This window comes from Candidatus Oscillochloris fontis (assembly GCF_004138135.1).
Classification (GTDB): domain Bacteria; phylum Chloroflexota; class Chloroflexia; order Chloroflexales; family Chloroflexaceae; genus Oscillochloris; species Oscillochloris fontis.
Genome location: NZ_RYFD01000024.1, coordinates 20,108 through 35,844, shown reverse-complemented (window position 1 = coordinate 35,844; position 15,737 = coordinate 20,108). Strand labels below are relative to the sequence as shown.

The following is a 15,737-nucleotide window of genomic DNA, read 5'->3' as shown; positions in this document are numbered from 1 at the left end:
CAGAGGACACAGAGGAACGCAGAGGATGTAGGGGTGCCCTAAACTCCATTTCAAGAATACCGCGTAGGAGCGCGTCGTGACGCGCCCGGCCCGTGTGCCCCACCATAGCGGTGCATCCCGTGGGCGCGTCACGACGCGCCCCTACATCCGCACAGGGTAGCACCGGCTTCCAGCCGGTCACGATGCGCCACCGACCGGCTGGAAGCCGGTGCTACCTTCAACGACCCGCCGGTGGCTTCGGCAAGCTCAGCTACCGCCAGCGGGCATCTTCGCTGGCTGAGCCTGTCGAAGACAGCGGGTGGCTTCGACAAGCTCAGCCACCGTGCCGAATTTCCGTAGCTAACGTTTGATGAAATGCTACGGCTCCCCCAGCGTTGGACACACCCGTTCCTCCAGGGGGATGGGCGGCAGATCGGGGACGTTGTATAGGGCAATCTCCGCACTCGTCAGGTCGCGCCCGATCCGGCATGCCGCCGCATTTAGCAGATCCTCCGGGTAGACAAAATACTGGCGTGCCGTGCCATCATTCGAGGCAGTGAGGATGCGCCGCCCATCGAGGTTGAAGACCGCACTATTGACAGAAGATGCGTGTCCAGCCAGCGTAGCTAGTGGTTTTCCTGTTGCATCCCATAGCCGCGCTGTGCGATCATCAGAGGCGGTGAGGATGAGGGTGCTGTCGGGACTGAAGATTGCGCTGTTGATATCACCTGTGTGCCCGACCAGTATAGCTAGTAGTTTTCCTGTCGTGTTCCATAGGTACACTCTGTTATCGGATGATGTAGTAAGGATGAGAATCCCACCTGGACTGAAGACTGTGCTATTGATAGGAGCCGTGTGACCAGTCAGTGTAGCCAGTGGCTTTCCTGTTGTATCCCACAGGCGTACCGTGTTGTCGAAAGATAGGGTGAGGATGTGCCGCCCATCTGGGCTGAAGACTGCGCTATTGATAGGAGCCATGTGACCAGTCAGCGTAGCCAGTGGCTTTCCTGTCGTGTCCCACAGATGCGCCGTCTTATCATCTCCTAATGTGGTAAGGATGCGGGTACCATCGGGGCTGAAGACGGCGCTTTTGAACCAGTTCGTATGGCCAGGAAGTGTCATCATCAGTTGGCCTTGATTATCCCACAGCCGCACCGTGCGATCATCCGAGGCGGTAAGGATGCGAGTGCCGTTGGGGCTAAAGATTGCGCTATTAACCGAATCTGTATGACCGGAGAGAGTTGTCAGCAAACGGCCTTGATTATCCCACAGCCGCGCCGTGCGATCATCCGAGGCGGTAAGGATGCGAGTGCCGTCGGGGCTAAAGATTGCGCTCGTAGTTCCATCTAGGGTTGTGAGAAGTTTACCCTGTGTATTCCATACCTGCGCTGTGTGATTACGTGAGGTGGTGAGGATGTGGGTTTGATCCGGGCTGAAGACCGCGCTTTCGATACCAGATGGATAATTGTCGAGAGTAGCCAACGGCTTTTCTATCGCAACCCACAGCCGTGCCGTGCCATCATCTGATGCAGTGAGGATGTGGGTGCCGTCGGGGCTGAAAACCGCGCTATTGACCTGCTCCGTGTGACCAGAGAGGGTCGCTAGTGGTTGGCCCTGGGCATCCCACAGCCGTGCCGTATCATCTCGTGATGCAGTAAGGATGCGGGTTTGATCCGGGCTGAAGACCGCGCTCCAGACAGCATCAGTGTGTCCAGAGAGGGTCACCAGTGATTGTCCTTGGGTATCCCACAGCCGTGCCGTGCCATCTGCTGAGGCTGTGAGGATGCGAGTGCCATCGGGGCTGAAAACCGCGCTCCTGATACTACCTGTGTGTCCCTCTAGGGTTGCTAGTGGTTGGCCCTGAACACCCCACAGCCGTGCCGTGCGATCATATGATGCAGTGAGGATGTGGGTACCATCAGGGTTGAAGACGGCGCTCCTGATACCACCTGTGTGTCCCTCTAGGGTTGCTAGTGGTTGACCTTGGGCATCCCACAGCCGCGCCGTGCCATCATCTGATGCAGTGAGAATGCGCGTTCCATCGGGGCTGAAGACTGCGCTCCAGACACTACTTGTGTGTCCAGAGAGGGTTGCCAGAAGTTGGCCTTGATCATCCCACAGCCGCGCTGTACTATCTGCTGATGCAGTGAGGATGCGCGTTCCATCGGGGCTGAAGACGGCACTCCAGACACTACTCGTGTGTCCAGAGAGGGTTGCTATTTGGCCCTGGGCATCCCACAGCCGTGCTGTGCCATCATCTGATGCAGTGAGAATGCGGATACCATCAGGGCTGAAGACCGCGCTATTGACAGAAGATGTGTGTCCAGAGAGGACAGTGGGTCCCCATGATCGCTGATTAACGAGGTCATGGAGCACTTGCTCGGTAATACTATTCTGGTCGAGTCTATATGCGTAGTAGGCTAGTTGCAGAGCCGGTTCTTGCTTTTCTTCTGGCAGGCTTTGTGCGGCGAAGGCGAGCCGCTGGGCGTTGGAGATGCGTAGGCGTTCATCGGCGGTGTGTAGTGCCTGAAATAGCAGGCTGGTGACGACGGATAGTACGATCAGTGAGATGAGCGCCAGCCCCCCGGCAATCCGCACCCCCACCGGGATGCCCTGCCACCAACTGAGCGGCCAGTGCTGCTTGATCCAGGTGGGGTTGAAGACGGTAGCATAGATCTGGTTGCGTACCTGGAGGTGGCGCTCGCTGCGCCGCACGATGCCGCTCAGCTTGAGGTGGGCGTGGTTTAGCGATTGCTCCTCGTCCGGTACTGGTCGCCGCCCAAGCCGAATGGTTTGGTAGAGCTTGAGCACGCCGATGCGATCTGGACTACGCTCGACCAGCATGTCGCGCACAAATTGTAGGTTGTGGTCGCGTTCGCTCTCTTCGCCAAAGAAGGTTGCGCTCACCGTGGCCTCAAGCGCCGCTGCGTCCCAACTCTCCCGCTCGTGGGTACTCAGCGCCCGACAGAGCCGCTGGGTCAGGTAGGGGTGTCCATTCGTCCAGCGCAGTATATCGCCTAATACCCGCGTAGCCTCGTCGGCAGGTAGGTTCAACCCGGCGGCCAGGGGTGCAGCCTCTTGGGGGCTAAAATCCTCTAGGTCAACCCGGACACCAATGTTAAACGGGGTACGCTTCGGGTCACGGATCAGGTCGCCGGGGGTAGCGACACCGATCAGTACGAAGGTGAGGCGGCGTATCTGTTCGTCGCCCGCACGGGCGTTGTAGAGGGCGCGAATGGCGGCAAAGAAGTCGTCGGTGAAGTCGAGGCTGAGGGTGCTATCAATCTCATCAACAAAGATTACCACCGGCTCAGTCATTTCGGCCAGTACCACTGTGCTACAAAAGAGGCTCATCCGCTGGGCCATCGGCAAGTGGGCCTGCGCTTGCCACCAGTCGAGTACGTCGCTGGCGAGGCCAAGCTGGTCGGCCAGTTCGACCAGAAAACCGAGGTACCACTGTTCAGCACTCGCCTTGGCTCCCAATTTGGTCAGATCAATCAGGGCCGTGCGTGTCCCCTCTTGCTCCAGCCGCTCGGCTGTGCGTACCATCAGGCTCGACTTGCCCATCTGGCGGGCGGTGAGGATGTAGGCGAAGGTGCCCGCCCGACACAGTCCCAGTAGTTCATCATCGGCCCGACGCGGGATGTAGATACCCTGCCCGGCCTGAACCGTACCGCCAACGGTGTAGATGTTTGTGGGACTCATCGTAACCGCTCCGTGAAGTAGTCGGCGTAGAGGCGGCAGCGCGCCAGACTGCGCTCCCCATCCCGCCGCACCAACCCTGCCCCGCGCAAGCGCCAGAATGCCTGATCATCACTAGTGCGCTGGGTGAGCAGAATCTGCCGGAAGACCTGAGCCAGATCGGGGCGCTTGGTTAGGCGCTGCTGGTGGCGGCGCAGGTGCTCACCAAAGGGGCCGTTCTCACTGTCCGCCTGCGCGAACAATTCGGCGGTGCTGAGACGCCCATCGGCGACCAGATAGAGCGCCCGGCGGGTGAGGTAGGGATGTCCGTTCAGTAGCTCATAGATCCGTGCTGCATCATTCACTACGAACGGTTGGCCGTGGAGTGCGTTGAGTTGCGTAACCTGATTTGCATCAAAGTCGCTTAGCTCGATCACCTCACCCACATTGAAGGGCGACTGGTTTAGATTCTCGACCAACTGGTATGGCTCGGTTGATGTTACCAGCGCCAGATCAAGTTTGCGCCAGATCGGTCGGTTGGGCATGGCTCGGTTGTTGTGCCAGACCCGCAGCATGGCGAAGAAATCGGTGCGGAAGGGGCAGTCGAGAATACTGTCCACCTCATCCATTGCCAGCAGCAGTGGCCCATCCAGCGCGGGCAAGAGGGTACGTTCGACATAGCGCGTGCAGCGCTGCATCGTACCCAACGCCAGCGGCCAATCAGCCGTGCGCAGTTCAGCCAATCCTAGCTCATCACCCAACCAGCGTACAAACTGGAGAAAGAAGGTATCGGCATCAGCCCGTGCCGCCTCATCAAACTGCTGGAAATCGAGGTAGGCCACATGCTTGCCCGCTTGCCCTGCCGCCGCCATCACCCGAATGAGTAACGAACTCTTCCCCACCTGACGCGGCCCCTTGATCGTCAGGGTGCTACCGTACTGGGCGTGCGCACTCGTGAGGGCGACGCGGTCGGCGGGCTGGCGCTCCACATAGAAGCGCGATTCGGTGTGCATCGTCCCCTCCGGCGCTTCCAGTGGTAGCGGGTCTGTTGCGATCATCGGTGCGGCGGGTGCTGGTGGCGGCTCCATGTACCAGAGTTGCCCATCACGTACCCGCAACCAGAGCACCGGCAACCACCACTCCGCATGCTGGCGCAGTGCCCCGCGTGCCGCCGCCAACGCCCGGTCAATCCGCCCATCGCGGCGCAACTCACCAAAGAGCGGCGGTAACAGGCGGCGCAGGCTCCTCACCGGCAGATAGCCCTGGAAGGCCAGTACTCCAGCAACTCCAGCGCGAGCCAGACGAGGCCCCAATGCGGCCAAGGTATTGACATTGCTATTCCCACCACTCTGGCACGCCGCCAATACCAGCAACAGCGGACGACACGGCAACTGTGCCAGTGCTTCAACAAAGACCGTTCCACTCACCCGATCAGCCCTACCGCCCTCGTCTTCCAACCAGAGATACGCCTCATCTTTGACCAGCGTACCGTGAGCGATCAGCAACACCAATTGCGGGCCGTCACGTAACGCAGCCGTGATCGCTGCTAGAGTTGCATGCCCGTGTTGGGCTGCCGGATGCGCACCAACAATGGTTGTCGGTATATCCCCCAGGGCTGCTTGGGCGCGGGCAACTTCACCCTCTACATCTATCTCGGTTAGTTGGAAGCGCCCCAAGTCGCTGGGGTTGGACACCACCACCAAGGCACGCAACGCAGGTCGCAGCGGAATATGCAGCGGTGAGAAGTCAGTACTCTCCAGGTAGCGCGAAAACCGCACCTGCTCACTCAGCGCCAATGGCGCATGCTGTTCCGGATCACGCAGCAACTCCCAGGCGAGGGCGTGCAGTTCGGGAGCACTCATATCGAGACGCAGCCGAAAGCGCAGAACACCCATCTGCTGCGCGACGGCGCGTGCCTGCTGCCATGCGGCTCGCAGCCGCTGATCGGCGAAGAGCGTCGCACTGAGCGCCTCGCCATAGCTATCTGGATCGAGACTTAAGGAGCGCAACATATCCAGATCGAAAATCAGGTGTATATTCGTGGCGGGTAGTACATCATGGGTTGGCGAGCTAAAACGTACATCGGCAGCATAGCCATCTCCATGGTGGCGAATGGCAATTTCAAGCTCGGCATCAGACATAGATACTCACCAATAGTCACGGTAGGGTGGTATCTAGTATACCAAAAGCACGCTACTGAAGGTATGACATGGCTCCCTACTCCACCACACCCACCCACTGCACCGACGTGGCCACCGCAAAACACCGCACCACCACCGCCTCCAGCGTCACCGCGCCAAAGGCCCGCGCCACCGACACGCGGTGGTGCCCGTCGCGCACGAAGTAGAAGTTACCTACCTGTATCAGTTGAACCGGCTCTAGGGCGGTACCCTCCAACCACGCCAGCGCAACCCGGCACCAGCGCTCGCGGGTATGGCGTTGCAGCGGCGCAAAGGTGCAGTCGAAATCTTCGCCGCGATCCTCGCTGCCAATGATCTGGCGCAGCGGAATATGAACCACCCCACTCACCGCCACGGCTAAGGGGATTGCATGCGCCAATAGCTCTTCGCCCTTGGGTAGATCGTGCGGTTTGCCTCGCAGGCGACACCAGAAGTGGCGTAGTAACGCCATACGCTGCACCTTCTGGTACATGTAATCTGCCTCGCGGGCCAGCGTTATTGCCCGTTCGCGACGGCGTACCTCATACTCACGGTGGCGTTCGGTTACACTTGGGGTCGTGCCCATCTGTCTCTCCCACGTATTGCACTCTCTCTTGTGGCTAGGCGTAGCATACCCACAATCTGTCAGCAATACACGGGTCAATGGGCTAGTGTTGAGGTGGCTATCCGGCGGAGAGGAAGATCATTCTTAAGACGGATGTTATAGATATACCCCCCTCTCCCCAGGGCATGTGCAAAGTCATTAGGGCTACGCCCCAAGTTCCAATTTTTGTTGGTGTTTGGCGGCGAAGCCGCCAAACACCAACAAAAAAGATCTTCGGGAGCGGCTTCGCCGCATAGTCATTCGCTTTATGGAATACCGCGTAGGGGCGCGTCACGACGCGCCCCATACGTCTTGTCCTACGCCATCTGCAAGGCTGGGCTACTGCGGTAGCTCACTACTGCTGCATGTCCGTACTTCCACGAGGCAAACGCGAAGAGCGCCTGCGCGAAAGTCTGGCTGAGTTGCTCAAACCAGATCACCCCCAAGTTGTCGAACTTGATTTGGGCCATCTGCGACATGACGAGCACTACGACTAGGGTGGTGATGTAGAAGACGCTGGCCATCTTCATATCGCGTTTCCATGCCGCAATCGCCAACATGACCAGCAGGCTGATGTTGGCCACGCTGCTGAGCAGGATTAGTGGCACGCGCCACGGCCCACCTACTGTGAAGAGTGCTCCCGATCCCAGTGCGAAGACCCCCAACACAATCGCTGGAACCAGCCATGGCTGGCGCGAAACCGGCCTGCCCTGCATGATCTTGCGTACCTGGAAGAGTGACCAACCCACCAGCGTGAATCCCGGTGCGATCAATGGGAAGAGACCTAAGTTCAGGTAGGGAAGGTCTGGCCCATCCATTGACATGACCAGTTTGCCTGTCGCCTTCAGCGCACCACCCGAAATGGTCAGGATGCTGCCGATCAGCGCCATTCGCCCCAAGGTGCGATCCATCTCGAATACCATCTTGGTGAGCAGGATCAGCCCAATGCCTGAGAAGATCACGGTCAGGTAATCTTCGAGTGCAAGCTCCACAGGGTACTGCATGGCTCTGCCTTTCTATGGTTAGAAGATTTTGCGTATCTCTATTGTATATATGTCAGATAATTACGCAAGAGAGATTGTTCATACTTGGGGTAAACAGAATACCCGTTTTGACGCCAAGGCGCAAAGGTTGTGATCGAGCCTATAGTGAAGGCTTTGCGCCTTGGCGTCTTTGCGTCAAAACCGGAATGCTAGGAGAACTGTGACCAGTTACAATGCGTAGGTGCTATGCAAGGCGCGCTAACTCTTCCTCAATCACCTTCTCGTCCAGTTTCTTGAAGAGTGGCTTGGGTTCACGCAGCGCCTGGCCCACCGGCAGCGCACTGACCTCCCAGCGCCCCACCCAGGACTCGTAGTCGCCGGTGAGGACGCGGTGGCTGCGTCCGTTTGGCTCGGTATAGTCGCGGAATTCCAGCGGCCCGGCGATGTAGCCCTCATACCCCAGGTACTCGTGCAGGCGCTGGCTGCTGAAGGGTAGGAAGGGCGTGAAGAGGATCTTCAGCGTGTCTACGCAGCGCAACGTGGTATACCAGATCGTCGCCGCTCGCTCACGATCCACCTTGATCACCTTCCACGGCTCCTGGTCGCTCAGGTAGATATTCACCTGACCTGCCAGCCGCATGGCCTCGCTCAGCGCTGCCTTGAAGCGCGCCGCATCGAGTGCCTCACCAACGACCGCGACCCCCGCTTCAACCTGGGCGATCAGATCCTGATCGGTGCTGCTCAGTTCGCCCGGCTGCGGTACGCTGCCAAAATTCTTGTAGACATTGGTTAGTGCGCGGTTGACCAAATTACCCCACGTTGCCACGAGTTCGTCATTGTTGCGGCGCACAAACTCGGCCCAGGTGAAGTCGGTGTCCTGGTTCTCTGGCCCCGCGATGGAGAGGAAGTAGCGCAGCGCGTCGGCATCGTAGCGGCTTAGAACCTCGTTGACATAAATCACGACCCCGCGTGAACTGGAGAACTTCTTGCCCTCCATAGTCAGAAACTCACTCGACACAACGTTGTAGGGCAACTCCAACTTGGCGCGCCCGTCGCCATAGGAGCCACCTGCGCCATAGCCCAGCAGCATCCCCGGCCAGATGACGGTATGGAAGACGATGTTATCCTTACCCATGAAGTAGTAGTGGCGCGCCTGCGGACTCTGCCACCACTCGCGCCATGCCTCCGGCGTCCCGCGATTTTCGGCCCACTCGATACTCGCCGAGAGGTAGCCGATCACGGCATCAAACCAGACATAGATGCGCTTATCGTCGCGATCTGCATATTCAGGTAGCGGAATTGGCACGCCCCAGTCCAGATCGCGGGTGATTGAGCGCGGCTTGAGATCCTTAATAAAGTTGAGTGAGAAGCTGCGCACATTCGGACGCCAGTGATCTTGCGCCTCGATCCAGGTGCGCAATTGTTCACCAAAGGCGGGCAGATCAAGCAAAAAGTGCTCAGTCTTTTTGAAGATCGGGGTGCTGCCATCAACTTTGGAACGTGGCTCAATCAGGTCAATCGGATCGAGTTGGTTGCCACACTGATCACACTGATCGCCACGCGCATCCTTGTAGCCACAGATCGGGCAGGTGCCCTCGACATAACGATCCGGCAGCGTGCGCCCGGTTGTCGCCGAGAAGGCCCCTAGCGTCTCTTGGCGCAGAATGTAGCCCTTGTGGTAGAGCGTCTGGAAGAGATCCTGCGTGACAAGGTAGTGGTTTTGAGTAGTTGTACGGGTGAAGGTGTCGTAGCTCAGGCCCAGGTTACGCAGATCATCACCGATTACCTCGTTATATCGATCAGCAATGTCACGCGGGGTAACACCCTCTTTGTCGGCGGCTAACGTGATCGGCGTTCCATGTTCGTCCGTCCCACTCACCATCAAGACATGGTTGCCGCGCATGCGCTGAAAACGGGCAAAAATATCGGATGGCACTCCAAATCCGGCAACGTGGCCAACATGACGTGGGCCGTTGGCATAGGGCCACGCCACAGCCACGAGAATATGCTCAGGCATAGCAACCTCATATTCAATCACAACAACAGGAGAGGTAGGCTAAAATTATGATACCCAAGCTTCCGGGAAGCTTAAGTGTCAAATTATAGCACACACCCTCTAAACCAGTTACACCCCTATGGCGCTTTCGCCGATCTATCCGCTTGCAAAGCGCCTCTCGTTGTCATATTATATGGTAGATAGTGTTGTGACCGGGCCATCTCTGAATAAGGAATCTCGCTGGCATGCAAGACCTGCTCAGTCGCCTCAACCCGATAATCGCGATCATCTTGATCGTTGCCGGCGTGATCGCGTTGGTGGTCGTCGTGATTCTTGCCCGTCGTTTGCGGCGTGGACAACCGTCTCTCGATGAATCGGTCAGTGTAACACCAACCTTGGGGGGAACCGTGGATTATACCTCATTGCCTCTGGATGAAGAGCCAACTGGCTGGCGGGATCGTTTTGCGAAACTCTCGCTGGCGGGTAAGATTCTCCTCATTCTGGTGCCGATTTTGGTGGTGCTGGGTCTGCTCGTTCTGATTCTGACTCTTTTGGGTGGCAACCAACTGCCCCCGCCTCCGCCACTCCCGTCGCCAACGCCTGAGCCGATCTCGCTCACGCTTACCAAGGCCGATATTATCCGCGTGACACCGATTACGCTGAGTGTGGTGGGGACAACTACCGGCTTGCCGGATACGACCGAAGTCAGCGTGGAGTTGCTCGCTGATGGCGCTCCAGTGGCCTATTTTGATCCTGACCTGAGCATCGGGCGGGTCAATGCGGGGCGGATTGATATTAAGGCAACGAAGCTGGAGGGCGCTGATCCACTGCTTAATGGGGTGGTCTATATGGTGCGTGCGACGACCAGTGGTGGCGAGGTGAGTGCTGAGTGGCCGCTCGGTATTCCGGCAAGCTATGCGCCTGATATCTTTGGTGCCGGAGAACTTGAACCGACTCCAACATTGGAACCGACCTCAACCCCGTTTGTTACCACGGAAGAGACGGCGACCCCGGAGATAACCCCGACCCTTGTTACCTTGGTTGGAACAGAAGCAACCATTGCAAATGGTGGGAATGTCCGTGCACTGCCCTTTGTGATGCCCAATAATCGTGTGGGTGGGGTTGATGCTGGCAACCAAGTGCGGATCATCGAACAGACCCCCAACGGCGAATGGTACCGGATCAGTTTCATCAATACCGATGATGGTCAGCAAAAAGATGGCTGGATCAGTGCCTCGCTGCTGAGTATTTCGGCTGAACTGAAGGCCCAGGTGCCCGTGGCAACGATTGTCTCCGTCTTTGCTGATGGTACGGTCTATGCCGAGGCCAACACTACGAGTAACCCGGTGGACCAAGTTAATCTGAATGAAGTCGTCAATCTCAAGCAGAAGACCGCCGCAGCCGATTGGTACGAGATCGAGACGGTGCGCGGGAATAGCGGCTGGGTGCCTGCACGTCTGCTTGGTATCCCCGCTGATGTGGCCGCGAAGGTGCCGGTGGCACCCTAATTCTTACGCGAAGGCGCGAAGGCGCAAAGGTTGCGATTAGTCATGCTATTCAAAACTTTGCGCCTTGGCGTCTTTGCGTCAACATGTGTGAACACGTACTCAGGAGGCCACGTTTGCCGATTGCGATCTCTGGTGCGCTCCATGATCTCCCGCTGGTCTTTTTTGACCTGGAGACGACCGGCCTGGATCTCCGGGCTGGCCATCGGGTGTGTGAAGTGGCGCTGTTACGGGTGCGCGGCGCACTTGTCGAGGACTACCTGGGTAGCCCGTTGCGCCCCGACCGCCTGCTCGATCCTCAAGCTGCGGCGGTGAATGGCTTTCATGATGCTGAGTTGCGCCTAGCTCCGCGCTTTCAGAGTGTTGCTGGGCGTGTGCAGCGGATGGCCCACGGGGCGGTGCTGATTGCCCACAACCTACCCTTCGACATGGCCTTCTTGAATGCCGAACTGGCCCGGATTGGGCGTCCGCCGCTGGCGTGCTTCACCCTCGATACGCTGGTGCTGGCCCGACGCTTACTGCGCCGACCTTCGTACAGTTTGGCGGCACTGGCCGAATATTTTGGGTTGCCCCGCCCCACCCACCGTGCGCTGGCCGATGTGTTGGCGCTGCGTGGCGTCTTCCAGCACCTTCAGGTGACTATGGCGGAGTTGGGGGTGGTGACTTTGCATGATGCGCTGCGCCTTGAACGGGGACTTGCCCCTGGAGTGGTCGAACCCAATGCCCCGCCGCTGATTGCGCGTGCGTTGGCTGAAGGTCGGGCGCTCACGATCCGTTACCGCTCACGGAGTAGCCCCGAAAGTCTGACCCGCACCGTGCGCCCGATCTACCTGACGAACGAGCCGTATGGGATCTGTCTGCGCGCCTATTGTGAACTGCGCCAGAATATTCGTACTTTTGTACTCGACAAGATCGAGGCGGCTGAGATCTGTTAATCTCACCAAACAAGGAACCCCTATGGGCCGCGTCATTGCAGTTACCAACCTGAAAGGCGGCATCGGTAAAACAACCACTGTCGTCAATCTGAGTGCGGGGTTTGCCCTGCGTGGCTCACGGGTGCTGCTGGTGGATACCGATGCCCAAGGGAATCTCTCCATGGCTTTGGGGGTTCAGCCGCGTCGTACCCTGTATGATGTGTTGGTGGATGGTGCCAAACTGAGCGATTGTATTAGCCCGGCGCGCCCCAACCTCGATCTGATTGCCGCTGATGCCAGCCTGCTGACCGCCCAACCCGAAATCTCCCGTCGCCCTGACTGGGCGCGGGTGCTCGATAAGGCGCTCATGCCGTTGCGCTCACACTATGATGTGATTCTGATCGATTCGGGTGGTTCGCTTACGGTGCTGAATGTCAATGCGATCAATGCTGCCACCGACATCCTCGTGCCTACGACCGTCGAACCCTTCGCCCTGAAGGGACTGGAAGTGCTGATCCAGCAACTCAAGCGTATCAAGGGCAACACCGCCGCTCTGCGTGCCATTGTGCCCACCCTCTACGATACACGTACCCGTCAATCAGTTGAGTTGCTCGATACCCTCCGCGAGCGTTATGGCGATCTGGTGCTTGATCCGATTCGGGTCAATGTCCGGCTCTCCGAGTGTACCGCGCAGGGGAAGACTATCTACGAGTTTGACCCGCGCTCGCGTGGAGCGCTCGATTATGCCCGGTTGGTTGAGCAGATGAGCGCCCGGATTCAGTTGGGGCCAGCCACGCCCCCGCTTGCACCCTCCACCCCCACCCCACCGATGGTCACCGGGGCTGGCGCGGTGCTGAATGCCACCTGCCCCAACTGCGGTCGCCCGCTCCAACGCGCTAACGTGGCGGGCTACCGCATTCTCTATTGTGACCACTGCAAGTACCGACGCCAGGAGTTAGCGGCGGGGGATCGGCGCTGATTAGGCTGCGTCTACTGAGCGATAACCTCCACGACCACGCGGCGTGAACATGTCGCTCAGATTGGCGATGATCGCACTTGCCAACTGCATCTCGATCAGCAGAATCGTGCGCAGCCCCGTCAGATCGCGCTCGGTCCACTGCTCAAAGAGATCCGAGACGGTGATACTCACCAACTGGATCGACTCCAGTTGCAGCTTCTGCCCATCATTCTGGTAGAGCCGCCGTACCTCAACCGAGACAGGTTCCATCTCCATGGCCTCGGTGGGGTAGTAGCGGGCAAAGGCGCTATGGACGGCGCGTTGAAACATTCGCACCAGTTCAGTATCGCTGCGTTCCAGATTATTCCCCAAGGTTGCCGTATACGACCACATCAGATCGAGAGATTCGGTCGGCAGTGGTCGCCCCTCACAGATCAGTTGATGCACGGCGGTCCAAGTAAAACCCAGTTCAAGCCAAGGTGGAATATTCTCAGTGGTGAGTGGTTCATCGTGTTCAGGGAAGAGTTCGACCTTAAAGCTGCGGTCATGCGTCATCGGAATGACGCTCTCAATGAAGGTATGCTCGTGCAACCCCACCGCTCGCCAGGCATCCTCAAGCCCACTCACCAGATCGTCATAGGTCAACATGCGCGCTCCTCAATAGATGTATCGCGCCATTGTACCGCTAACCGTAGTTGCGGGCAACCATTGTTGGCGGCTTCGCCGGGGCTGTGCCCAAACCTCAGTTTTTGTTGTGTTTTGGCGGCGAAGCCGCCAAAACACAACAAAAAAGATCTTCGGGGGCGGCTTCGCCGCCCCCGAACCTCCACCGGAGGTGACTTTGCCCATTCCCTGGTGGCAATGCTTCGCCTCTACACCTTCAAACAACGCCGCGTATGTGGAGCAATCGCGGGATCAGTATTAGCCAACTCGCGTTGTAGGCGTGCCAGCTCTGCAACAGTGTCTACATCGTACCAAATAGGCAGGAGCGTACTGTGTAGACCGAGTTCATCGGCAATGGCCAGGGTATCGCGTAATACCGTGGGGGTACTCATCGTCACCTCACGCAGCAGGCGCGGGTGGGGTTGGCGTAGCCCAATCAGATAGTAGCCACCATCATCACAGGGGCCAAGCACCAGATCCGATCCGGCGTTGAGGTGGTCGAAGGCGAGGTGCAGGTAGGTAAGCGGGAGGGTCGGGCTATCGCTATTGATCACAACGGCACATTTCGTTCCCGTATTGAGTGCATCACTCAACAAGTTGTCGAGGCGTTCGCCAAGGTTAGTACCTCGCTGCGGAATGAGATCCATATCTGGGGCGAGGTTGCGGAAATAGTCCTCGGCATCATGGGGCAGGTAGGCAATCCCATGGCGGACACCCGGAACCTGCCGCATCAACTCCAGCGTATCGCGCAGAAACCCTTCATATAACAGTACCGCCGTCTGTGGGCTAAGCGGTGGGTATAACCGCGTCTTGGTGTGCCCAGCAAGCGGACGCTTAGCGACGACAAAGAGTGCGTTGGGCTGCATAGGCGTGCTGCTATTTCTGGTTGCCCCACACGGGGGCGGCGGCGCTACCCTCAGGTAAAGGTCATCAGTGGGGCTTGGCCGGTGCGGGCGATGGTGTCGAGTTGCTTTTTGACCAGATCCACGGCTTTTGCCAGTGAATCTATACACTTGATTACCTGCATATCCTTATCGGTAGAGAGCGGGTGCCAGAAGATACCATCCACATCCACCGTCAGTTCCGGGGCGAGGTTGAGCATTGAGACCTCGACTCCAGAATCGGCAAAGCCGCGCCGCGCCATGGGGCGCACGAAGTGATCAGATTCGGGGATGCCCAACCGCTCGTGGAAGGCGCAGATGTCGGCGAGGTGCGCGGTATTGGCGGGGGTTTCGGTGGTCGAGAGCCGCACATGGAAGCCGCGCTCAAGGAGCGCTTCAATCCCGGCGACCGTCTTGGCCCAAGTGCCCGCGCCCCGGTAGGCGTCGTGATCCTCGGCACAGGCTCCATCCAGGCTCACCTGCACGATCAGGTTGGGGCTGGCACATTCTACCAAACGCTCCATGCGCTTTCCGTGCAACAGCATCGCATTGGTGAGCAGAGTCGTGCGGATGCGCGGCGTGGCATAGTCAATCATCGCGTAGATCTCATCCAAAATCAGCGGCTCACCGCCGGTCAAGAAGAGATCACTAAAGCCCAGTTCCACCGCCTCATCAACCAGACGTTGGATGTTTTCTAGCCCAATCGCCCGGCGGGGAGTTTCGGGGGTCGAACGGGCGACACAATACGTACAGCGCAGATTGCAGTCGTAGTTGGTGTAGATCCAGAGTTTCCAGTCGTGGGCGGGGAGGGGTTGGTTATTCATAGGTATGAGATATCTGATAGAAAATGTAGAGCTTCACTGTAGCGCACGATCCGCCGCAATCTCTGCTGCTTCATCGAGAAGTGAATCACTCAACGTCACAATTTGTACGTGGGGTAATGTCGCCCAGACAGTTACGGCGAGTCGTGCGCGGATAGGATCACGGAGGAGGCGACGCACTGCCCCGGCGATTTCAGGTAGCACGAGGCGCGGTACGATAATAGGAAGCGCATCGTGTTCGAGGCGATTAAGAAACTCCACGACAATAGCATATTCAGCATCAAGTGGGTCAAAACTTCGCACGATCACACTAGCATCAAGCGTCCACATTACCGTCCTCCAGGGTACGCCCTACTAGCGCATGATCCCGCTCTTGACGGTCTGCTTCTAGCTGTTCACCTAAGGATCGGCGTGGAGTAGGAAGCGCAGCGAATGCGGCCCGTATTTCCTCCCGTGCAGCAATAGATTGAGTAGATGACATTGGAGGGATGGACGGTATGGCGATCTCGCCAATAGCCTCATCCGCGAGCGTGCTAACAAGGCGTAACCGATCTGTCAGTGGTAGGCAGCGGGCGACTGTTAGTATCTCATCA

Annotated in this window: 12 protein-coding genes; 3 read left to right on the top strand and 9 right to left on the bottom strand. The window is 58.2% G+C overall.

What is annotated here, in order from left to right; genetic code table 11:
* Nucleotides 1-357 precede the first annotated feature (357 nt).
* The 5 genes from EKD03_RS10525 to metG all read right to left on the bottom strand — a co-directional run bounded on the left by EKD03_RS10525 (nt 358) and on the right by metG (nt 9,423).
* Nucleotides 358-3,684, bottom strand: coding sequence for an AAA-like domain-containing protein (locus EKD03_RS10525; protein WP_129630346.1), 3,327 nt, complete (start codon nt 3,682-3,684; stop codon nt 358-360).
* Entirely contained in the window at nt 3,681-5,801 is a 2,121-nt protein-coding gene (locus tag EKD03_RS10520) for an AAA-like domain-containing protein (protein ID WP_129630344.1), read from the bottom strand. Before EKD03_RS10520 ends, EKD03_RS10525 begins: the two co-directional genes overlap by 4 nt.
* A 76-nt stretch (nt 5,802-5,877) precedes the next feature.
* Complete coding sequence (locus tag EKD03_RS10515; RefSeq protein WP_129630342.1) at nt 5,878-6,405, bottom strand: hypothetical protein; 528 nt, start codon at nt 6,403-6,405, stop codon at nt 5,878-5,880.
* A gap of 335 nt (nt 6,406-6,740) precedes the next feature.
* On the bottom strand, nt 6,741-7,427 hold the full coding sequence (locus EKD03_RS10510) for a hypothetical protein (protein WP_129630340.1): 687 nt from the start codon (nt 7,425-7,427) through the stop codon (nt 6,741-6,743).
* A gap of 223 nt (nt 7,428-7,650) precedes the next feature.
* Nucleotides 7,651-9,423, bottom strand: a complete 1,773-nt coding sequence (gene metG, locus EKD03_RS10505) for a methionine--tRNA ligase (protein ID WP_129630338.1) — start codon at nt 9,421-9,423, stop codon at nt 7,651-7,653.
* 224 nt (nt 9,424-9,647) lie between these two features.
* Between metG and EKD03_RS10500 the strand changes: the two genes are divergently transcribed.
* The 3 genes from EKD03_RS10500 (at nt 9,648) to EKD03_RS10490 (ending at nt 12,800) form a co-directional block, all read left to right on the top strand.
* A complete protein-coding gene (locus tag EKD03_RS10500; RefSeq protein WP_129630336.1) occupies nt 9,648-10,910 on the top strand; it encodes an SH3 domain-containing protein in 1,263 nt (420 codons plus the stop codon).
* 113 nt (nt 10,911-11,023) lie between these two features.
* Nucleotides 11,024-11,842: an exonuclease domain-containing protein gene (locus EKD03_RS10495; RefSeq protein ID WP_129630334.1), complete on the top strand. Its 819-nt coding sequence runs from the start codon at nt 11,024-11,026 to the stop codon at nt 11,840-11,842.
* Nucleotides 11,843-11,864: 22 nt separating this feature from the next.
* Nucleotides 11,865-12,800 carry a ParA family protein gene (locus EKD03_RS10490; protein ID WP_129630332.1) on the top strand — a complete coding sequence of 312 codons (936 nt, stop codon included), beginning with the start codon at nt 11,865-11,867 and terminating at the stop codon, nt 12,798-12,800.
* On the opposite strand, the gene EKD03_RS10485 is transcribed toward EKD03_RS10490, so the two are convergent.
* The 4 genes from EKD03_RS10485 to EKD03_RS10470 all read right to left on the bottom strand — a co-directional run bounded on the left by EKD03_RS10485 (nt 12,801) and on the right by EKD03_RS10470 (nt 15,474).
* Nucleotides 12,801-13,427: a hypothetical protein gene (locus tag EKD03_RS10485; RefSeq protein ID WP_129630330.1), complete on the bottom strand. Its 627-nt coding sequence runs from the start codon at nt 13,425-13,427 to the stop codon at nt 12,801-12,803.
* 224 nt (nt 13,428-13,651) lie between these two features.
* A complete protein-coding gene (locus EKD03_RS10480; protein WP_129630328.1) occupies nt 13,652-14,308 on the bottom strand; it encodes a TIGR04282 family arsenosugar biosynthesis glycosyltransferase in 657 nt (218 codons plus the stop codon).
* Between the two features lie 50 nt (nt 14,309-14,358).
* The gene (locus EKD03_RS10475; RefSeq protein WP_129630326.1) at nt 14,359-15,147 is read right to left on the bottom strand and encodes a radical SAM protein; all 789 of its coding nucleotides are present in this window, start codon (nt 15,145-15,147) and stop codon (nt 14,359-14,361) included.
* Nucleotides 15,148-15,180: 33 nt separating this feature from the next.
* Entirely contained in the window at nt 15,181-15,474 is a 294-nt protein-coding gene (locus EKD03_RS10470) for a type II toxin-antitoxin system VapC family toxin (protein ID WP_129630324.1), read from the bottom strand.
* Nucleotides 15,475-15,737 lie beyond the last annotated feature (263 nt).